Annotated in this window: 21 protein-coding genes; 10 read left to right on the top strand and 11 right to left on the bottom strand. The window is 71.4% G+C overall.

The annotated features are described in order from the left end of the window. Positions 1-23: 23 nt before the first annotated feature. Complete coding sequence (gene murA / locus ACFYPH_RS08200) at positions 24-1,379, bottom strand: UDP-N-acetylglucosamine 1-carboxyvinyltransferase (protein WP_308195384.1); 1,356 nt, start codon at positions 1,377-1,379, stop codon at positions 24-26. 212 nt (positions 1,380-1,591) lie between these two features. Then, positions 1,592-2,767: a quinolinate synthase NadA gene (gene nadA / locus ACFYPH_RS08195; protein WP_363940486.1), complete on the bottom strand. Its 1,176-nt coding sequence runs from the start codon at positions 2,765-2,767 to the stop codon at positions 1,592-1,594. 68 nt (positions 2,768-2,835) lie between these two features. On the opposite strand from nadA, the gene ACFYPH_RS08190 reads away from it, so the two are divergent. The 3 genes from ACFYPH_RS08190 (at position 2,836) to ACFYPH_RS08180 (ending at position 5,704) form a co-directional block, all read left to right on the top strand. Next, the gene (locus ACFYPH_RS08190; RefSeq protein ID WP_387180112.1) at positions 2,836-3,975 is read left to right on the top strand and encodes a glycerate kinase; all 1,140 of its coding nucleotides are present in this window, start codon (positions 2,836-2,838) and stop codon (positions 3,973-3,975) included. A gap of 182 nt (positions 3,976-4,157) precedes the next feature. Next, on the top strand, positions 4,158-4,526 hold the full coding sequence (gene erpA, locus ACFYPH_RS08185) for an iron-sulfur cluster insertion protein ErpA (protein ID WP_234587006.1): 369 nt from the start codon (positions 4,158-4,160) through the stop codon (positions 4,524-4,526). 200 nt (positions 4,527-4,726) lie between these two features. Then, on the top strand, positions 4,727-5,704 hold the full coding sequence (locus ACFYPH_RS08180; protein ID WP_387180109.1) for a carbohydrate kinase family protein: 978 nt from the start codon (positions 4,727-4,729) through the stop codon (positions 5,702-5,704). A 112-nt stretch (positions 5,705-5,816) separates the two neighbouring features. Here ACFYPH_RS08180 and ACFYPH_RS08175 read toward each other — a convergent pair whose 3' ends face one another. Both ACFYPH_RS08175 and ACFYPH_RS08170 read right to left on the bottom strand, forming a co-directional pair. Then, positions 5,817-6,050, bottom strand: coding sequence for a sulfurtransferase TusA family protein (locus ACFYPH_RS08175; protein ID WP_354861572.1), 234 nt, complete (start codon positions 6,048-6,050; stop codon positions 5,817-5,819). Beyond that, a complete protein-coding gene (locus ACFYPH_RS08170; protein ID WP_387180105.1) occupies positions 6,047-7,198 on the bottom strand; it encodes a cysteine desulfurase family protein in 1,152 nt (383 codons plus the stop codon). The genes ACFYPH_RS08175 and ACFYPH_RS08170 overlap by 4 nt, the downstream gene beginning before the upstream one ends. A gap of 170 nt (positions 7,199-7,368) precedes the next feature. On the opposite strand from ACFYPH_RS08170, the gene coxB reads away from it, so the two are divergent. Further along, the gene (coxB, locus tag ACFYPH_RS08165) at positions 7,369-8,340 is read left to right on the top strand and encodes a cytochrome c oxidase subunit II (protein WP_354861569.1); all 972 of its coding nucleotides are present in this window, start codon (positions 7,369-7,371) and stop codon (positions 8,338-8,340) included. 9 nt (positions 8,341-8,349) lie between these two features. Further along, positions 8,350-8,775: a cytochrome c oxidase subunit 4 gene (locus ACFYPH_RS08160; RefSeq protein ID WP_354861567.1), complete on the top strand. Its 426-nt coding sequence runs from the start codon at positions 8,350-8,352 to the stop codon at positions 8,773-8,775. Positions 8,776-8,910: 135 nt separating this feature from the next. Here ACFYPH_RS08160 and ACFYPH_RS08155 read toward each other — a convergent pair whose 3' ends face one another. The 4 genes from ACFYPH_RS08155 to ACFYPH_RS08140 all read right to left on the bottom strand — a co-directional run bounded on the left by ACFYPH_RS08155 (position 8,911) and on the right by ACFYPH_RS08140 (position 12,009). Beyond that, entirely contained in the window at positions 8,911-9,117 is a 207-nt protein-coding gene (locus ACFYPH_RS08155; RefSeq protein WP_354861566.1) for a hypothetical protein, read from the bottom strand. A gap of 262 nt (positions 9,118-9,379) precedes the next feature. Further along, complete coding sequence (gene trpD, locus ACFYPH_RS08150) at positions 9,380-10,426, bottom strand: anthranilate phosphoribosyltransferase (protein WP_354861565.1); 1,047 nt, start codon at positions 10,424-10,426, stop codon at positions 9,380-9,382. An 89-nt stretch (positions 10,427-10,515) separates the two neighbouring features. After that, positions 10,516-10,914 (bottom strand): hypothetical protein, encoded by a 399-nt coding sequence (locus tag ACFYPH_RS08145; protein WP_354861563.1) that lies wholly within the window; start codon positions 10,912-10,914, stop codon positions 10,516-10,518. Positions 10,915-11,019: 105 nt separating this feature from the next. Further along, positions 11,020-12,009 (bottom strand): cytochrome c oxidase assembly protein, encoded by a 990-nt coding sequence (locus ACFYPH_RS08140; protein WP_354861561.1) that lies wholly within the window; start codon positions 12,007-12,009, stop codon positions 11,020-11,022. A 108-nt stretch (positions 12,010-12,117) separates the two neighbouring features. Here ACFYPH_RS08140 and ACFYPH_RS08135 point away from each other — a divergent pair, with 108 nt between their 5' ends. The 5 genes from ACFYPH_RS08135 to ACFYPH_RS08115 all read left to right on the top strand — a co-directional run bounded on the left by ACFYPH_RS08135 (position 12,118) and on the right by ACFYPH_RS08115 (position 17,280). Continuing rightward, a complete protein-coding gene (locus ACFYPH_RS08135; protein WP_354861560.1) occupies positions 12,118-12,717 on the top strand; it encodes a heme-copper oxidase subunit III in 600 nt (199 codons plus the stop codon). Between the two features lie 72 nt (positions 12,718-12,789). Next, the gene (locus tag ACFYPH_RS08130) at positions 12,790-13,626 is read left to right on the top strand and encodes a cytochrome c (protein WP_354861559.1); all 837 of its coding nucleotides are present in this window, start codon (positions 12,790-12,792) and stop codon (positions 13,624-13,626) included. 64 nt (positions 13,627-13,690) lie between these two features. Further along, entirely contained in the window at positions 13,691-14,779 is a 1,089-nt protein-coding gene (locus ACFYPH_RS08125; protein ID WP_354861557.1) for a Rieske 2Fe-2S domain-containing protein, read from the top strand. Beyond that, positions 14,776-16,407, top strand: coding sequence for a cytochrome b N-terminal domain-containing protein (locus ACFYPH_RS08120; RefSeq protein ID WP_387180098.1), 1,632 nt, complete (start codon positions 14,776-14,778; stop codon positions 16,405-16,407). The genes ACFYPH_RS08125 and ACFYPH_RS08120 overlap by 4 nt, the downstream gene beginning before the upstream one ends. A gap of 195 nt (positions 16,408-16,602) precedes the next feature. Then, positions 16,603-17,280, top strand: coding sequence for a DUF4142 domain-containing protein (locus tag ACFYPH_RS08115; protein WP_354861553.1), 678 nt, complete (start codon positions 16,603-16,605; stop codon positions 17,278-17,280). An 86-nt stretch (positions 17,281-17,366) separates the two neighbouring features. Here ACFYPH_RS08115 and ACFYPH_RS08110 read toward each other — a convergent pair whose 3' ends face one another. From ACFYPH_RS08110 to ACFYPH_RS08100, 3 genes are all read right to left on the bottom strand, one after another. Continuing rightward, positions 17,367-17,654 (bottom strand): Lrp/AsnC family transcriptional regulator, encoded by a 288-nt coding sequence (locus ACFYPH_RS08110; RefSeq protein ID WP_007463184.1) that lies wholly within the window; start codon positions 17,652-17,654, stop codon positions 17,367-17,369. 293 nt (positions 17,655-17,947) lie between these two features. Then, the gene (locus ACFYPH_RS08105) at positions 17,948-18,814 is read right to left on the bottom strand and encodes a sugar phosphate nucleotidyltransferase (RefSeq protein WP_387180094.1); all 867 of its coding nucleotides are present in this window, start codon (positions 18,812-18,814) and stop codon (positions 17,948-17,950) included. After that, positions 18,811-19,353, bottom strand: a complete 543-nt coding sequence (locus tag ACFYPH_RS08100) for an NUDIX domain-containing protein (RefSeq protein WP_354861549.1) — start codon at positions 19,351-19,353, stop codon at positions 18,811-18,813. Before ACFYPH_RS08100 ends, ACFYPH_RS08105 begins: the two co-directional genes overlap by 4 nt. Positions 19,354-19,358: the final 5 nt, after the last annotated feature.

Below are 19,358 nucleotides of genomic sequence, written 5' to 3'. Positions count from 1 at the left end.
CGGGCGCGGAAGGTCTGACGAGGTTACGGGCGCTCGGCGTGCGCGCCGAGGTCGGCGAGCTTCGCCTCGAAGTCCTCGTAGCCTCGGTTGATCAGGTCGACGCCGTACACCCGGGAGGTGCCCTCGGCCGCGAGCGCCGCGATCAGGTGGCTGAAACCGGCCCGCAGGTCGGGGATGACCAGGTCGGCGGCGTGCAGCTTGCTCGGCCCGGCGATCACCGCCGAGTGCTTGAAGTTGCGCCGGCCGAAGCGGCACGGGGTGCCGCCGAGGCAGTCCCGGTAGACCTGGATGTTGGCGCCCATCGAGTTCAGCGCCTCGGTGTAGCCCAGCCGCTGCTCGTAGACCGTCTCGTGCACGATCGACAGGCCGCGGGCCTGGGTCAGCGCCACGACCAGCGGCTGCTGCCAGTCGGTCATGAAGCCGGGGTGGACGTCGGTCTCCAGCGCCACCGCGTTCAGCTCGCCGCCGGGGTGCCAGAAGCGGATGCCGCCCTCCTGGCCCGGGTCGCCCAGCTTCGGCGGCCGGGTGTCGGTGACCTCGTACTCGCCGCCGACGGACCGGAAGATGTTCAGGAAGGTCATCATGTCGGCCTGCTGCGCGCCGAGCACCTCGACGTGGCCACGGGTGGCCAGCGCGGCCGCGGCCCAGCTGGCGGCCTCGATCCGGTCGGGGATCGGCCGGTGGGTGTACCCGTGCAGCTTCGGCACGCCCTGGATCTCGATCACCCGGTCGGTGTGGACCTTGATGATCGCGCCCATCTTCTGCAGGATGCAGATCAGGTCGATGATCTCCGGCTCCACCGCGGCGTTGCGCAGCTCGGTGACGCCCTCGGCCATAACCGCGGTCAGCAGCACCTGCTCGGTGGCGCCGACGCTCGGGTACGGCAGGGCGAACTTGGTGCCGTGCAGGCCGTTCGGCGCGGAGAGGTGCAGCCCCTCGGGCCGCTTGTCGACAGTCGCGCCGAACTCCCGCAGCGCCTGCAGGTGGAAGTCGATCGGGCGCGGGCCGATGTGGCAGCCGCCCAGATCCGGGATGAACGCGTGCCCGAGCCGGTGCAGCAGCGGCCCGCAGAACAGGATCGGGATCCGGCTCGAACCGGCGTGCACGTTGATCTGGTCGGTGCTGGCGCTCTCCACGTTCGCCGGGTCGAAGACGAGCTCGCCGTCCTCGGCGCCGTCGGTCACCTTGACGCCGTGCAGACCGAGTAGACCCCGGACCACCTCGACGTCGCGGATCTTCGGCACGTCGAACAGCCGGCTCGGGCTGTCGCCCAGCAGTGCGGCGACCATCGCCTTCGAAACCAGGTTCTTCGCGCCGCGCACGCGGATCCGCCCTTCGAGCGGAGTGCCTCCATGCACGATCAGGACGTCGTCGGTCAACGCAACCTCCAGCGCTTCGGTGCTGCTGTGTTGATGGTGGGGAGCCTGAACTCTGTCGCTACCCCGGATGCGGCCATATCGAAACGGCCCGCTTGCGTCCTCGCCCCGGCAGCATAGCCCTCGGTGACGAAAAAGGACTCGGTCACACCAGCGTGTGTGGCATTAATCGGTGATCCGGCACTTTTGCGTACCAAGGGCGTCACGGATCGTGATCACGCACCCGGCAGCGCGAGCATCTGGTCCAGCGCCACCCGGGCGTGGTGCGCGGTGTCGGCGTCGACAGTGATCTGGTTGACGACCCGGCCCGCGACCAGCTCCTCCAGGGCCCAGACCAGGTGCGGCAGATCGATCCGGTTCATGGTCGAGCAGTAGCAGACCGCCTTGTCCAGGAACATGATCTGCTTGTCCGGGTGGGCCAGCGCCAACCGGCGGACCAGGTTCAGCTCGGTGCCCAGCGCCCACGCCGAGCCGGCCGGCGCCGCCTCGATGGTCTTGATGATGTACTCGGTCGAACCGACGTGGTCGGCGGCCGTGACCACCTCGTGCCGGCACTCCGGGTGGACCAGCACGTTGACCCCGGGAACCCGCGCCCGCACGTCGTCGACGCTCTCCAGGGTGAACCGGCCGTGCACCGAGCAGTGCCCTCGCCACAGGATCATCTTGGCGTCCCGCAGCTGCTCCGGCGTGAGCCCGCCACCGGGCTTGTGCGGGTCGTAGAGCACGCAGTCGTCCAGCGACAGGCCCATCTCCAGCACCGCCGTGTTGCGGCCCAGGTGCTGGTCCGGCAGGAAGAGCACCTTCGAGCCCTGCTCGAACGCCCAGTCCAGGGCGCGCTTGGCGTTGGACGAGGTGCAGACCACGCCGCCGTTGCGGCCGACGAAACCCTTGATGTCGGCCGAGGAGTTCATGTACGTCACCGGCACGGTCTCGCCGGCGATGCCCAGCTCGGCGAGCGTGTCCCAGGCGGCCTCGACCTGACCCAGCACGGCCATGTCCGCCATCGAACAGCCGGCCGCCAGGTCGGGCAGGATCACCCGCTGGGCGTCCGTGGTGAGGATGTCGGCGCTCTCGGCCATGAAGTGCACGCCGCAGAAGACGATGTACTCGGCGTCCGGCCGGGCGGCGGCCTCCCGGGCCAGCTTGAACGAGTCGCCGGTCACGTCCGCGAACTGGATCACCTCGTCGCGCTGGTAGTGGTGCCCCAGCACGAAGACCTTGCTGCCCAGCTTCGCCTTCGCCGCCGTGGCACGGGCCACCAGATCCGGGTCGCTGGGCGCCGGCAGGTCGCCCGGACACTCGACGCCGCGCTCGGTGTCGGGGTCGCTGCCCCGGCCGAGCAGCAGCAGAGCCGTCGCCGTGTTGGAGGGTTCCACCCAGGTCGAAGTCACGTAGCCCATGGTCCCACAGCGCGAGCGCGCCGCAGCTCCGCTCGGTGTGGGCTGCCACACTGCTCGACATGCGCGTGCTGCTCTGCCCGGACAAGTTCGCCGGCACCCTGCCCGCACCGGAGGTCGCCGCCGCGGTGGCGGACGGCTGGCGCAGCGTCGCCGACGGTGACGACCTGCTGATCCGGCCGCTCGCCGACGGCGGGCCGGGCTTCGTGGAGGTGCTCGCCGAGGCGCTCGGCGGCCGGCGGGTGACGGTGTCGACCGTCGACCCGCTGGGCCGGCCGGCGGCCGGTGAGATCCTACTCACCGCCGACGGCACGACGGCCTACCTGGAGAGCGCGCAGGCGTGCGGCCTGCACCTGCTCTCCGCAGCCGAGCGCGACCCGAAGACCACCACGTCGTACGGGCTGGGTCTGCTGGTGACCGCCGCCGTGGAGAGCGGGGCCCGGACGGTGGTGATCGGGCTGGGCGGCTCCGCCACCAACGACGCCGGCGCCGGCATGCTCACCGCGCTGGGCGCGACCCCGCTCGACGCCACGGGTGCGGCGCTGCCGTACGGCGGGGCGGCGTTGGCCCTGGTCGACGCCCTCGACGGCGCTCCCCGGCTGCGCGGCGCCCGGCTCGTCGCCGCCACCGACGTGGACAACCCGCTGCTCGGCCTGCACGGCGCGAGCAACGTGTTCGGCCCGCAGAAGGGCGCCGACCGCGCCGACGTCCTGCTGCTCGACGCGGCCCTGGAGCGTTTCGCTGCGGTGCTGGAGCGGGACCTTCCCGGCTGCCCGCCGGGGCTCGGCGCGCTGCCCGGCGGTGGGGCCGCCGGCGGCCTCGGCGCGGCCATCCTCGCGCTCGGCGGCGCCTGCGAGTCGGGCATCGGCCTGGTCACCCGGGCCACCCGGCTGGACGCCGCGCTCGACACCGCCGACCTGGTGATCACCGGGGAGGGGTCCTTCGACCACCAGTCGTTGCGCGGCAAGGTCGTCGCCGGGGTGGCCGGGGCCGCCCGGGACCGTGGGGTGCCCTGCGTGGTGGTGGCCGGCCAGGTCAGCACCGGCCGGCGGGAGGCCGCCTCGGCGGGGGTGACCGACGCGTACAGCCTGGTCGAGCACTTCGGTGGGGAGCAGGCCGGCGGGCTCGACGCCGCGCTGAGCCGTCCCGCCGACGGGCTGCGCGAGCTGGGCGCCCGACTGGCCCGGCAGTGGAGCCGCTGAGCGCTCGGCCCACCCGGTCCAGGCCGTCTCGTCCGGGCCGACCTGGGGCGCTGGTCCCGCCACGCGGGTACGTCCGGCCGGGGCGGCGTACGATCGGAACTGGACCACAACCGGGAATCACTGGACGGCGCGCGGCGTTGGCCAGTGCGTCCGGACCCAAAACCGCGCAGGGAGACTTCCACGTGACCACGCCAGCGCAGACCGAGTCGACCGAGGCCCAGGCCCCTACTTCCGTCGTCCTCACCGACGTCGCGGCGCAGAAGGTCAAGGCCCTGATCGAGCAGGAGGGCCGCGACGACCTGCGGCTCCGCGTCGCGGTGCAGCCGGGTGGCTGCTCCGGCCTGCGGTACCAGCTCTTCTTCGACGAGCGTTCGCTCGACGGTGACGTCGTCAGCGACTTCGGTGGCGTCGAGGTCGTCGTCGACCGGATGAGCGCCCCCTACCTGTCCGGCGCGACGATCGACTTCGCCGACCGGATCGACGCCCAGGGCTTCACCATCGACAACCCCAACGCGGGCAACTCCTGCGCCTGCGGCGACTCGTTCAACTAAGTCGCGCACCACGCACCACCGACGACGGGGCCGTCCTGCGGGACGGCCCCGTCGTCGTGTCGGGGTGACGGTGGGAGCGGTCCCGGGTGACCCCCGGCGGACGGGTGGACGGGCGGTTGCCGTTGCCCGACCGACCGGACACGTCCGGGTTGCCGGGCCGGTAGGCTGACCGCGCCCTGCTCCCGACCCTGAGGGTTGACATGAAGATCGCCGTGACCGGCTCGATCGCCACCGATCACCTGATGAGCTTCCCGGGTCGCTTCGCCGACCAGCTCATCGCCGATCAGCTGCACAAGATTTCCCTCTCCTTCCTGGTGGACGACCTGGTTCTCCGCCGTGGCGGGGTCGCGGCGAACATCTCCTTCGGCATGGGGCAGCTCGGGATGCGCCCGGTGCTGCTCGGGGCGGTGGGCGCGGACTTCGCCGACTACCGCTCCTGGCTGGAGCGGCACGGCGTGGACTGTGACTCCGTGCACATCAGTGAGGTGGCGCACACGGCGCGGTTCGTCTGCACCACCGACACCGACATGTGCCAGATCGCGTCGTTCTACGCGGGTGCGATGAGCGAGGCGCGCAACATCGAACTGGCCCCCGTAGCCGACCGGCTCGGCGGGCTGGACCTGGTGCTGGTCAGCGCGAACGACCCGGAGGCGATGCTGCGGCACTCGGCCGAGTGCCGCAGCCGTGGGTACGCCTTCGCCGCCGACCCCTCCCAGCAGCTCGCCCGGATGCCCGGCGAGGACGTGGTGGCGCTGATCGAGGGCGCCGAGTACCTGATGACCAACGACTACGAGAAGTCGCTGCTGCAGAGCAAGGCGCAGCTGACCGACGACCAACTGCTGGACCTGGTCAAGGTGCGGGTCACCACGCTGGGCAAGGACGGCGTGGAGATCGCCGGCCGCGGCATCGACCCGATCCACGTGCCCATCGCCCGGGAGATCCGGGCGGTCGACCCGACCGGGGTGGGCGACGGCTTCCGGGCCGGCTTCTTCACCGCGCTCTCCTGGGGCCTCGGCCTTGAGCGGGCCGCCCAGGTCGGCTCGCTGCTGGCCACGCTGGTCCTGGAGACGGTGGGCACCCAGGAGTACGACGTCCGCCGCGACCTGTTCGTCAAGCGCCTCGCCGAGTCCTACGGCGACACCGCCGCCGACGAGATCCGCCCCCACCTCCTCCCGTAACCCGACCCACCCCGCCTCACCCCGGCGATCTTGCACTTTCTGTCGCTGTTTCGCGGCTTCTGCGCGGTCTTGTCCGCGCAGAAACTGCAAGATCGCGGGGGTGAGGGATGGGTCAGTGTGTGCGGCGGATGTCGTAGGCGGGGCCGTCCGCGCCGGTCACCGCGCCGAGGAACTCCTGGCCGCGCATCCGGCACCAGGCGGGGATGTCCACCGCCGCGGCCGGGTCGTCGGCGAGCACCCGGACCACCGTGCCGACCGGCACCTGCGGCATCCGGCGGGCGGCCGCGATCACCGGCAGCGGGCAGCGTTGACCCCGGCAGTCGATCACCTCGTCCGGCATCGTCACAGTCCCACCACCCCGGCGTCGGCGCGCAGCCCGGCGACGATCCCGGGCAGCTCGGCGAGGAACCGCTCGACGTCGGACTCGGTCGTGTCCCGGTGCAGGCTGACCCGGACGTTGCCGTGCGAGAGCACCCCCATCGCCTCCAACACGTGCGACGGCCGCAGCGTGGACGACGTGCAGGACGAGCCGGACGACACCGCGAACCCCCGCCGGTCCAGCGCGTGCAGCAGCGTCTCGCCGTCGACGTACAGGCAGGAGAAGGTCACCAGGTGGGGCAGGCGCAGCACCGGGTCGCCGACCACCTCGACGTCGGGCACCTCCGCCGACACCCGCGCCCGGATCCGGTCCACCAGCGGCGCCAGCCGGGCCCGCTCGGCCGCGGCGTCGGCCGCCGCCGCGCGCAGGCTCGCCGCCGCCGCCACCACCGCGGGCAGGTTCACCGACCCGGGGGTACGCCCACCCTCCCGCTCGTCGGCCGGCCAGGGCGACTCCCAGCGGGTGCCCTTGCGGACCGCCAGCAGCCCCACCCCGGGCGGCCCGCCCCACTTGTGTGCGCTGGCGCTGAGCATCGACCAGCCGGCCGGCAGGGGCACCCGCCCGACCGACTGCGCCGCGTCGACGTAGAGCGGCACCCCGACGTCGGCGCAGACGGCCGCCGCCTCGGCGACCGGCTGCACGGTGCCCACCTCGTGACTGGCGGTGATCAGCGCGGCCAGCGCGACCCCGGGCGTCTGGACGGCCGTCGACCAGGCGGCCAGATCCAGCCGGCCCACCCGGTCGACCGGCACCGCGTGGGCGATGCCGCCGGCCGCGACGTGCCGCTCGGCGGCGTGCAGGACGGCGGAATGCTCGATCGCGGAGTGCACAAGCGTCGCCCCGGCCCGGTGCCGTCCCGCCAGGCCGCCGAGCACCGCGCCGTGGGCTGCCGTCGTACCGCTGCTGGTGAAGGACAGCTCGTCGGCGCGGACGCTGAGCGTCTGCGCGGACGCCTCGCGGGCGGCGTCGAGCAGTTGCCGCGCGCGGCGTGCCTGGCTGTAGAGCTTTCCCGGGTCGGCCCAGCCGTCTTCCAGAGCGGCCAGCAGCGCCTGCCGGGCGACCGGATGCAGCGGCGCGGCGGTCGCCGCGTCCAGGTAGACCGAGGAGGCGCTCACGGATCAGTACGCTATCGCGACGGTATGCCCAGGATCCCCCCGATGGGGGCGGACAGTGACCCCACCACGGCCGAGTCCGTCATGGTCGAGTAATCTGCGACCGTCGGTGACGCCTTTGCCGCCGGTGCTGAGGAAAGACGCACCGCGGCGCGCTAGGGAGGCAGGACCAGGTGGTCGCAAGGAGTTCGGAGGTACGGCCGTCGGCCGTACGGCACGGTGCTGCCCCAGGGGTCGGTGGACGCCGGGGACGCGGTGCTGGTCGGCTGGCCGGGCTCGGTCTCGGGGGCGTGGCTCTGCTGGTTCTGCTCACGGGCTGTGACGTGGGTCAGACGTTCGGCGGCTTCGGTTGGCCGCAGGGCGGCATCTCGGCCGAGTCGCACCGGATGTACGACCTGTGGATCGCCTCCTGCGTCGCCGCGCTCGCGGTCGGCGTCTTCGTGTGGGGCCTGATCTTCTGGTGTGTCGTGCGCTACCGCAAGCGCGGCAACGCGCTGCCGGTGCAGACCCGTTACAACCTGCCGATGGAGTTCCTCTACACCATCGCGCCGATCCTGATCGTCTCCGTGCTCTTCTACTACACGGCGATCGTGCAGACCGACGTCGACAAGCTGTCGAAGAACCCGGACGTCACGGTCGAGGTCGTCGCCTTCAAGTGGAACTGGCAGTTCAACTACCGCGACGGTCAGGGCACTGAGGCCCGCACCACCGCGTCGACGCTCGGCACCAGTGAGGTCATCCCGGTGCTCGTGCTGCCGACCAACCGGTCCATCCGGTTCGAGGAGACCAGCCGCGACGTCATCCACTCCTTCTGGGTGCCGGAGCTGCTGTTCAAGCGGGACGTCATGCCGGGCAAGATCCGCAACGTCTTCGAGGTCTCCAGCCTGGATGCCGAGGGCGCGTACGTCGGCCGTTGCGCCGAGCTGTGCGGCAGCTACCACGCGTTCATGAACTTCGAGCTGCGGGTGGTCTCGCCGGAGAAGTACGACCAGTTCCTCGCGGCCAAGCAGAGTGGCAAGTCGACTCAGGACGCGCTGGCCGCGATCGGCGAGCAGCCGTACGCGGAGACCACGCAGCCGTTCGACACCCGACGGACGCAGAGCAACTTCAACCCGGACGACGCTCCGGCCGGCACGGGAAGCTGAGGCAGCCGCATGAAGACCGAGTGGCGTATCTTCCTGATCATCGCCCTGTTCCTCTTCGGCGCAACCGTCCTCTACGGCGCCTGGACGCACGGTGAGTCCGGCAACATCGAGTGGGTGGGCACCGTCGCCCTGCTGCTGTCGTTCCTGCTCTGCTCGATGTGCGGCGGCTTCTTCTGGTTCGTCTCCCGCCGTATCGATCTGCGCCCGGAGGACCGGCCGGACGCCGAGATCTCCGACGGCGCCGGCGAGGTCGGCTTCTTCAGCCCGGGCAGCTACTGGCCGTTCGGTCTGGCGCTGGCCGCCGCGACCGCCGCGCTGGGCATGGTGTTCTGGCAGTTCTGGCTGATCGGCGCCGGCCTGTTGGCGGTCATCTTCGCCGCCTGCGGCCTGCTGTTCGAGTACTACACCGGCACCCGGCGCACCGCCGAGCACTGATCCACCCGGTCGCCGCGGCGCGACCGACCCCGTACCACCGCGAAGGCCCGCACCCCGTCGGGGGAGCGGGCCTTCGTCGTGGCGCACCGGGGTGCCGCCACGTCGGCGTTGTGGGGCCGATCGGGGCGGTGCGGGTCAGGCGGCGTGGCGGCGGGTGGGCTGGCGACGTCGGCGATCGGCCAGCCGGGTGACGGGGGCGGCGAACGTGGCGATCACCACGGCCGCGCCGCAACCGGTGCAGATCAGCTCGGGACAGTCGCTGCCGTGGCCGTCGACGCAGGGCGGCGCCTCGAACGGTGCCACGCCCTCGCAGACGTCGCAGTAGAGATCGCGGTGCGACACGGGCGTCTCCTCTCACTCCAGGCGAACCGCCCCCGAAATGCGACAGCGACGCACAAGGGAAGCGGAGAACTACTCGCCTGTAGTTTCCCACGCGGGTCCGACAAATCTCCGCGCCCGCCGGTCGGGCGCCGTTCCGCAGGCCCCGACGTCACCGGACGTGATCCACCCGACATCAGTGAAGTCGGGGTATCCGGGCCGGCCGAACACCCCGGATTCCAGGAACCCGGGTCGCTCACGCAGCACGCGCCTTCCGGGCCGGGGATCAGGCGGTGGTGGCGGTCTCGATCCAGCGGTCCAGAGTGGCCGCCGCAGCGCCCGAGTCGATGGAGTCGGCGGCGCGGTCCAGGCCGGCGCGCAGCGCCTCGGTCAGGTCGCCGTCCAGCGGACCCTGGGTCGCGAGCGCCGCCGCCGCGTTGACCAGCACCGCGTCGCGGACCGGGCCGGTCTCACCGGCCAGCAGGCGACGAGCCACGCCGGCGTTGTACGCGGCGTCACCGCCGCGCAGGTCGCCGAGGGTGGACCGGGGGACACCCAGGTCGGTCGCGTCCAGCACGGCCTCGCGTACGGTGCCGCCCTGCGCCGCCCACACCCGGGTCGGCGCGGCGGTGGTGAACTCGTCCAGCCCGTCCTCGCCGCGCATCACCAGCACCGAGTCGCCACGGGCGGCGAACACGCCGGCCATCACCGACGCCATCCGTGCGTCGAAGCAGCCGACGGCGCCGGCGCGGGGGCGGGCCGGGTTGGTCAGCGGGCCGAGGAAATTGAACACGGTGGGCACGCCCAGCTCCCGGCGGACCGGCCCGGTGTGCCGCATCCCCGGGTGGAACCGGGCGGCGAAGCAGAACCCGATGCCGGCCTCGGTGACGCAGCGCACGATGGCGTCCGGGTCGAGGTCGAGCGGGACACCGAGGAACTCCAGCAGGTCGGCGGTGCCGCAGGAGGACGACGCGGCCCGGTTGCCGTGCTTGACCACCCGGACGCCGGCACCCGCCACGACCAGCGCGGCCATGGTGGAGATGTTGACCGTGTGGGCGAGGTCACCGCCGGTGCCCACCACGTCCAGCGCCGTCGAGCGCAGGTCGTCGGGAAGGTCGACCGGGACGGCCCGGCTCAGCATGGTCTCCACCAGGCCGGCCAACTCGGCCGAGGTCTCGCCCTTGGCCCGTAGCGCCACGGCGAAGCCGGCGACCTGCGCGGCGCCCGCCGAGCCGGCCATGATCTCGCCCATGGCCCAGGCGGTGTCGGCGGTGGACAGCTCCTCGCCGCGCAGCAGCGAGTTGAGCAGGTGCGGCCAGGTCCGATCGCCCATGGCGGGCCTCCCGAGCGTACGAAGTGCGGGTGGGCTGGAATCGGCGCCGGCTGGTCCGGCGCCGTGTCGGTGCCGGAGAGCGGGGGACGTCAGGCGGGTGCGTGCGTCCGCAGCAGCTCGGCCACCGTGCTGCCGGTGGTCACCGGGTCGAGCGGGTGCACCAGCGTCGCGTCGACCTCGGCGTACGCGGCGAGCCATCGGTCCGCGGCGCGGGCGATCACCAGGCAGGTGGGCGGGGCGGCGTCGTCCCGATCGTCCTTGATCTGGCGGGCGATGCCGATGCCGCCGCCGGGGCTCGCCTCACCGTCGAGCACCAGCAGGTCGATCTCGTAGTCGTCGACCAGCCGGATGGTCTCGGCGTACGTCGACGCGTCGACGAACTCGATCTGCAGCCCGGGGGCGGGCCGGGTGCCGACAGCGAGCCGCATCCGGTCACGGACCTGCGGGTCGTCGCTGTAGAGCAGGACGGTGCACAGACGATCGCTCATGGCTGACAGGCTCCCACCTCGTAGCTGCCCGCCGATCGTACCGGTCGACGTGACGTAGCCGACATCCCGCCCGACGCTCGGCCGCTGGCGTACCGTCTGCGCAGCTCAGGTCGTCGCGGCGTCGGCGGCGCGCTCGCGGGCCTCCTGGCGGTCCAGCTCGCGGTCCACCCGGCGGGCCTCCCGCTCGGACTGCTTCACCCACTGCACGACCAGCACCGCGAGCATGGTCACACTGACGAACTCACCGCCGGCCCAGAGGATGCCGCCGGCGACCACCTGGTCGGCCTTGGGGTCGGACCAGCTCAGGTTGAGCGACGGGTACCAGTCGCCGCCGAACAGGGTGGTGCTCTGCATGATGGTGAGCCCGAGCACGGTGTGGAACGGCACGGAGAGCAGCATCAGCAGGGCCCGCGCCGGGTACGGCCAGCGGCCCGGGAGCGGGTCGAGGCCGAGCAGCGGCCAGAAGAACACGCAGCCGGTCATGATGAAGTGCGCGTGCACCAGCTCGTGTGCCCAGGCGTGTTCCAGGGTGAAGCGGTACAGGTCGCTGAAGTACAGCGCGAACGGGTTGACCACGAAGATGGCGAACGCCACCAGCGGGAAGCTGTAGACCCGGGCGACGCGGCTGTGCACGATCGCCAGGAGGCGCTTGCGCGGCCCGACGGGCAGGGTCCGCAGGGCCAGCGTCATCGGTGCGCCCAGCGCCAGGAAGATCGGCGACACCATGGAGAGCACCATGTGCTGGACCATGTGCACCGACAGCAGCGCGGTGTCGTAGGCGTGCAGCCCGCTGACCGTGACCAGCGCGATACCGCCGAGGCCGGGGCCGAGGAAGAACACCGTACGGGCGATCGGCCAGCGGTCCCCGCGGACGCGCAGCCGGTGCACCCCGTAGAGGTAGAGGCCGGCGGCGAGTACCAGGCCGAGGGCCAGCCAGCTGTCCAACCGGGTCTCGGTCAGCACCGCGCCGACGGTGAACGGTGGCGGGGTCGCCTCGGCCCCGGCGGCGAGCACCGACGGGCCAGCCGGAGTGGCCGCGAGCACATCGGCCGGGACGGCCGAGGTGGCGGCGAGGATCGGATCGACGTGCAGCACGCTTTTCAGGCTAGGCCAGGCGAACCGGACCCTGACGCCCGGGCCACGGAAGGCGCAGGTTTGCCACCCCGCTGATCGCCGGCCCCGGTCAGGGGCAATAATGACGGCGTGACTGCGGCCCCAGCCATTGACAAGAGCCGGATCCACTCTTTGACGCGACCCAACATGGTCAGCGTCGGGACGATCGTGTGGCTCTCCAGCGAACTCATGTTCTTCGCGGCGCTCTTCGCGATGTACTTCTCGATCCGCGCGGCTGCGCCGGAGCAGTGGGAGAAGCACACCGAGTCGCTGAACATCCCGTACGCGACCACCTTCACGGTGATCCTCGTGCTGTCCTCGGTGACCTGCCAGCTCGGCGTCTTCGCGGCGGAGAAGGGTGACGTGCACGCGCTGCGCCGCTGGTTCACCGTCACCTTCGTGATGGGCCTGATCTTCGTGCTCGGCCAGGTGAACGAGTACCGCCACCTGGTGGCGGACGGCGTCAAGATCAACGTTGACGGCTACGGCTCGATGTTCTACCTGACGACCGGCTTCCACGGCCTGCACGTGACCGGCGGTCTGATCGCCTTCATCATCTTCATGGTCCGCACGACCATGGGCCGGTTCACCCCGGCGCAGGCGACCTCGGCGATCGTCGTGTCGTACTACTGGCACTTCGTCGACGTCGTGTGGATCGGCCTGTACGCCATGATCTACTGGCTTCAGTGATCTTGGCGCGTCACGAACCGCGCCGCTGCTCCGTCCCCTGAGACAAGGTCCAACCGGTTAAGGACACAGCTCATGACTTCTGACAACGACCGCCGACGCGGCCTGCTCGCGCGGTTGCGCGGGCGGCCCGCCGCGCGCAGCAGGGGCCGCCGCCGGCTGGGCGCCGCGGTCCGGCTGTTCGCCGCGCTGATGCTCGCCGGCGGCGCCTACACCGTCTTCGCCCCCGGTGCCCAGGCGCAGGACAATCCGCCGCTGACCGGCGCCGCGGCCGAGGGCAAGGCGCTGTTCGACGTTAGCTGTGTGACCTGCCACGGACGCAACGCCCAGGGCGTCGAGGGCCGCGGGCCGAGCCTGATCGGCGTCGGCGCGGCCTCGGTCGAGTTCCAGGTCAGCTCGGGCCGTATGCCGCTGGCCCGCCAGGAGGCCCAGGCGCACCGCAAGCCGCCGGTCTTCACCGACGAGCAGACCCGTCAGCTCGGCCAGTACATCCAGGAGCTGGGTGGCGGCCCGATCGTCCCGGAGGGTGACGACCTCCGCGAGAACGGCAACGTCGCGGCCGGCGGGGAGCTCTTCCGGATCAACTGCTCGCAGTGCCACGCCTTCGGCGGTGGCGGTGGCGCGCTCTCGTCCGGCAAGTTCGCCCCGAGCCTGCACCCGGCGACCGACCGGCAGATCTACGCGGCGATGCTGAGCGGCCCGCAGAACATGCCGGTGTTCGGTGACAACCAGATCACGCCGGAGCAGAAGGCCGACATCATCGCCTACATCCAGGAGACGCTGAAGACCGACCAGGACCCGGGCGGGTTCAACCTCGGTCGGTACGGGCCGTCCACCGAGGGCCTGGCGATCTTCCTGGTTGGCATTGTGGCGCTCGTGTTCGCTAGCCTGTGGATTGCGGGTAAGTCGTGACCGAGCGGATCTTCAGATTCAGTGCCGTGGTGCCGCTCGGCGCCACCCGTAGCGAGGTGACGGCATGAGCACGCACACCGAGCACCAGGCCCCGCAGGGCCAGGAGCCGCTCGACGTGAACGACCCCCGGCTGACCCGGTTCGACATCGTCCGTGAGGGCGCGCGTCGGGACGACATCGAGATCGTGCACTACGAGCCGCAGGTGCTGCCCGGCACCAAGGCCGAGCGTCGGCTGACCCGGGTGGTGGCCGGCTTCTTCCTGATCACCGGCCTGGCGGCGACCGCGTTCCTGGCCATCTACATCTGGTGGCCGTGGCAGTACGCGCCGGGCCGCGGCGGCGACAAGTTCTACACCCCGCTGCTGGGCGCCACCCTCGGCATCGCGCTGCTCGCCGTCGGCTTCGGCATCCTGACCTGGGGCAAGAAGTTGCTGCCCAAGGAGGTCTCGATCCAGGACCGGCACGAGGGCGCGGTGGACGCCGACGGTCGCACCATCACCGGCCAGACCATGCTCTACATGGCCGACGAGCTGGGTGTGAAGCGTCGTCCCCTGCTCGGCATCTCGCTGCTGGCCGGTCTCGCGCCGGTCGCCGCGGTCGCGGCGGCGCCGCTGGTCGGCGGTCTGATCTCGCAGCCGCACAAGAACAACCAGATGTTCACCACCGGGTTCGCCACCGCCGAGGGCGGCGAGCGGATCCGCCTCGTCCGCGAGGACGGCCGCCCGGTTCGCCCGGCGGACATCAGCACCGGTGGTCAGCTGACGGTCTTCCCGGGCATCGAGCACGGTGTGAGCAACCGGCACGCCGACTCGCCGACGCTGCTGATCCACCTGCGTGACTCGGACGCGCAGGAGTCGCGCCGGGCCAACGAGCGGGTCGGCCACGGCGACTACATGTGGGGCAACTACGCGGCGTTCTCCAAGATCTGCACGCACGCCGGCTGCCCCGCGAGTCTGTTCGAGCAGCAGACCAACCGGCTGCTCTGCCCGTGCCACCAGTCCCAGTTCCTGATCACCGACAACGCCCGGCCCGTCTTCGGCCCCGCCAGCCGGCGGCTGCCGCAGCTGCCGATCGAGGTGGACTCCGAGGGCTTCTTCGTGGCGAAGTCCGACTACACCGAGACCGTCGGGCCTGATTTCTGGGAGCGGCCATGAAGCGTCGAAAGTTTGACCTGGCAGCCACGCCGGGCAAGGCCGCGGTGGGGGTGGACGACCGCTTCCAGGTGGCGACCCCGCTCCGTCGGCTGCTGAACAAGGTCTTCCCGGACCACTGGTCGTTCCTGCTGGGCGAGATCGCGCTGTTCTCGTTCGTCGTGCTGCTCCTGACCGGTGTGTTCCTCACCTTCTTCTACGAGCCGGCGATGACCGAGGTGGTCTACGACGGCAGTTACGCGCCGTTGCAGGGCACGCCGATGTCCGCCGCGTACGCCTCCAGCCTGGACCTGTCGTTCGACGTCCGCGGCGGCCTGGTGATGCGGCAGATGCACCACTGGGCGGCGCTGCTGTTCATGGCCGCGATCGTCGTGCACATGCTGCGGGTGTTCTTCACCGGCGCATTCCGCAAGCCGCGCGAGACCAACTGGATCATCGGCTCGCTGCTGTTCTGGGTCGGCTTCCTGGCCGGCTTCACCGGCTACTCGCTGCCGGACGACGGTCTGTCCGGCACCGGCCTGCGGATCGCCTCGGCGATCATGCTGTCCATCCCGGTGATCGGCTCCTGGCTCACGTCGTCGATCTTCGGTGGCGAGTTCCCCGGCACGATCATCATCAGCCGGTTCTTCATCGCCCACGTCCTGCTGATCCCGGGTCTGCTGCTCGCGCTGATCAGCGCCCACCTGGGCCTGGTCTTCAAGCAGAAGCACACCCAGTGGCCCGGCCCCGGCCGGACCAACGGCAACGTGGTCGGCGAGCGGATGTTCCCCCGCTACGCGCTGAAGCAGGGCGGCTTCTTCATGGTCGTCTTCGGCGTCATCGCGCTGCTGGGCGGTCTGTTCCAGATCAACCCGATCTGGCTGTTCGGCCCGTACGAGGCCTGGGTGGTCTCGGCCGCCAGCCAGCCCGACTGGTACGTCATGTTCCTCGACGGCTCGACCCGACTCATGCCGGCCTGGGAAATCAACATCCCGATCGGCGACCACTACGTCATCCCGCCGTTGTTCTGGCCGACGGTCGTGCTGCCCGGCATCCTGGTCGGCCTGTCGACGATGTACCCGTTCCTGGAGGCCCGGCACCTCAAGGACCGCAAGAGCCACAACCTGCTCCAGCGGCCCCGCGACGTTCCGGCCCGTACGGCCGTCGGCGCCATGGCCGTCTCCTTCTACGTCGTCTTGACGCTCTCGGGCGCCAACGACGTGATCGCCGACAAGTTCCAGATCAGCCTGAACGCGATGACCTGGGCGGGCCGGGTCGGCCTGCTGGTGGTCCCGCCGCTGGCGTACTACGTCACCTACCGGCTCTGCCTGGGTCTGCAGCAGCACGACCGGGAGGTGCTCGCGCACGGCGTGGAGACCGGCATCATCCGGCGCCTGCCGGACGGCCGGTTCGTCGAGGTGCACCAGCCGCTCAGCGCGGCGAACGGGCACGCGGACGGCCACGGTGAGCTGGACTACGTCGGCTGGGTGGTGCCGAAGAAGATGAACCGGCTCGGGGCCCTCGGCCCGGCGGTCCGGGGCTTCTTCTACCCGATCGAGAAGCCGGTCGAGGCGCCGGTCTCGCCGGGTCACCCGCCGGTCGAGCCCCGGCCCGAGCGCGCGGAGATCGGCAGCGGCGAGAGCCGCCACTGACCTCCCGACAGCACCGTCACGTGGCGCCCGCCGGACTTCCGGCGGGCGCCACGTCGTTGTCGGTGTCCCGTCGCCCATCCGAGCAGGAGTCGGACGGCCACGGCGGGACCGGTCGACCCCGCGCGTCGGGCGATCGCAGGAATAACCCCCGTGAGCCGGGTATCCGTGCGGTCCAACGTCTCAAGGGGGGGAAGCATGTTGGGTCTCAAACGCCTCGGCCTGTTGGCCGCGCTGGTGCTGGTAGGCGTCGCGCCGGCTGCGGCCGCGCAGGCCGCGGCACAGCCGTCGACGCAGGACACCCAGTATCTGCAGGCGCTGCACCAGGTGAACCTGTTCGAAATCACCGCCGGTGACCTGGCTCAGCAGAAGGGCCAGAACCAGGGGGTCAAGGACCTGGGCGCGATGTTCAAGACCGACCACACCCAGCTGGACCAGACGGTGCAGCAGACCGCGTCCCAGCTCAAGGTCGAACTGCCGAACGAGCCCACGACCGACCAGCAGGCGGTCATCGACAAGCTGAACAACGTCAGCGGCGCGGAGTTCGACCGGCTCTGGGTGACCAGTGAGCTGGCCGGTCACGTCCAGGCCATCCAGGCCACCCAGACGGAGATCTCGCAGGGCTCCGAGCAGTCGGTGGTCCAGTTGGCCCAGACCGCCCTGCCGACGCTGCAGACGCACTACGACGAGCTGGTCCAGCTCGCCAACCAGTTGGGCATCCCGGTCCCGCAGGCCAGCGCCAGCGGTACGCCCAGCCCGGGTACCTCGTCGCAGGCTCCGGGTGGCACCACCGAGTCGCCCGCTCCCGGTGGCATCACCGAGTCCCCGGAACCGGGCCTCGGCACCACCGAGCGGCCCGCTCCCAGCGAAAGCTGACGTAGCGGCAGCAGACGGCCGGTCCACCCGCACGGGTGGACCGGCCGCGCCGCGTCCGGCGCCGGCCGTCCACGCGGCCCGGCGGGTCAGTCGGCGTCGGCGAGGCCGATCGCGAACGTCTCCTCAAGGTCGAGCTGGGAGTACGCCCGGAACGCGATGTGCGACTCCGTGTTCAGCACACCCGGCACCTTGGAGATGCTGCCCGCGATGACCTGTGCGATCTGGTCGAACTCGCGGACCCGGACGATGGCGATGAGGTCGACGTGCCCGGCCACCGAGTAGACCTCGCTGACGCCGGTGACATTGGCGAGGGTCTCCGCCACCTCGGGGATCGCGTCGGTGGCGCAGTCGATCAGCACGATCGCGGTGATCACGGGGCAATTCTCCGTTCGTCGGCGTCGTTGCCCATGCTAGATGTTCCCGACGGGACCGGGGTCGGGTGCACCCGGCACCCGTCCTCGCGAGGCCGTCCTCCCGCGCCCGTCCTCCCGCGCCCGTCGCCGTTGCCCGGTGTCGGGTGCCCGGCGCTGTCGCCATCAGCCGTCGCTCCAGGTATGCCCACAGCTTGGGCAGGCGTGTCGCCAACGAGCGGTATACCTGTGAGTCATATTTATGACCCACAGGTATACCGCTAACACGAATCATCCCGCCGACGCGCCGACGCGGGTCAGCCGTGCTGGGCGGCTTGGACCGTGCCGGCGTCCCCGAACCGGATCGCGTCGTGCAGCCGTTCGCCGCTGCGCACGAGGGCGCCGGGCCAGACCACGGTGCGGCGCACGTCGCCGTCGACCCGTGCGCCCGCGCCGACCACCGACTCCACGCAGCGCCCGGTCACCGTGGCGGCCGGGTCGACCAGTACGTCGCCGCTCGCGGCGTGCAGGTTGGCCGCCAGGTAGTCGGCGGGGGTGCCGGTGTCGTAGAAGGTGCCCGGGTAGGGCACCACCTCCAGCGCACCGGCCGCCTCGGCCGGCCGCCACACCGCGCGTACCAGGTCGGAGAAGACCACCGGCAGGTCGCGGACCAGCCGCCACGGCAGCAGCGAGAACCCCGTGAAGCAGTGCCCGGCGAAGGTGCCGGGCGCCCTCGGGTCGGCGGCGGGCTGCCCGAGCAGGCGTACGGACTCCCCGTCCCAGCCGTCCAACAGCGCGGCCACGTCGGGGCCCGGGGGAGTGGCCGGGTCGGCCAGGTACGCGTCGGCGTTGCCGACCAGCACCGGCCGGCCGCCGATCCAGTCCCGCAGGTTGGCCACCCCACCGGCGGTGCCGAGCGGGTCACCGGGCTCCACCGACAGGTGGGCGCGATCGCCGACGTGCGCGACCACCTGGTCGGCGAGGTAGCAGGCGTTCACCGCGACGCGTGCGGGGCCGCTCAGGCCGAGGCCGGCCAGGCGGGCCAGCGCCCGGTCCAGCAGTGCCACGTTGCCGACCGGGCAGAGCGCCTTGGGCACCCGTGCGGTGAGCGGGCGCAGCCGGGTGCCCTCACCCGCGGCGAGCACGACCGCGCAGAGGTCCGCCGGCCCGCCCGCTTCGCTCACGGCGCGGTGTCGGGCACCGGAGGCGGGAACTGCCCGGCCAGCGGCCCGATGTCGTAGTAGGCGAGCAGCCGGGCCGTCGGCCAGGTCAGCTTGGGCAGGTCGTCCAGCGGATGCCAGGCGGCCTCGAAGACCTCCGCGCCGTCGACCGCCAGTTCGGTGCTGGACGCCGGCACCTCCGTCTCGAACACCATGTCCACCCAGCCCTTGGCGTGCACGATCGCGTTCGGCACCGCCGGGCGCAGCCGGGACGGTGGCAGCCGGATGCCGGACTCCTCGAACAGTTCGCGGACCGCGCCCACGACCGGAGGCTCGGCCCGGTTGAGCAGGCCGGCGGGCAGCGACCAGCCCTTGCCGGGGGGCTGGCGCAGCATCAGCAGCCGGCCCGCGCCCGTCGCCTCGGAGTCACGGACCAGGGTGACCGCCCCGACGATGTACTTGGGCACGGCCAGCTTGACCAGGCGACGGCGCACCGGCAGCGGCAATCGGTAGAAGGCCTGGTAGAAGATGGCCCGACCGGTGGCGCGGGAACGGGGGATCATGACCC

The sequence above is a fragment of the Micromonospora sp. NPDC005252 genome, from assembly GCF_042872475.1.
In the GTDB taxonomy this organism is placed as follows: Bacteria; Actinomycetota; Actinomycetes; order Mycobacteriales; family Micromonosporaceae; genus Micromonospora.
This window is presented reverse-complemented; position numbering and strand designations above follow the sequence as displayed.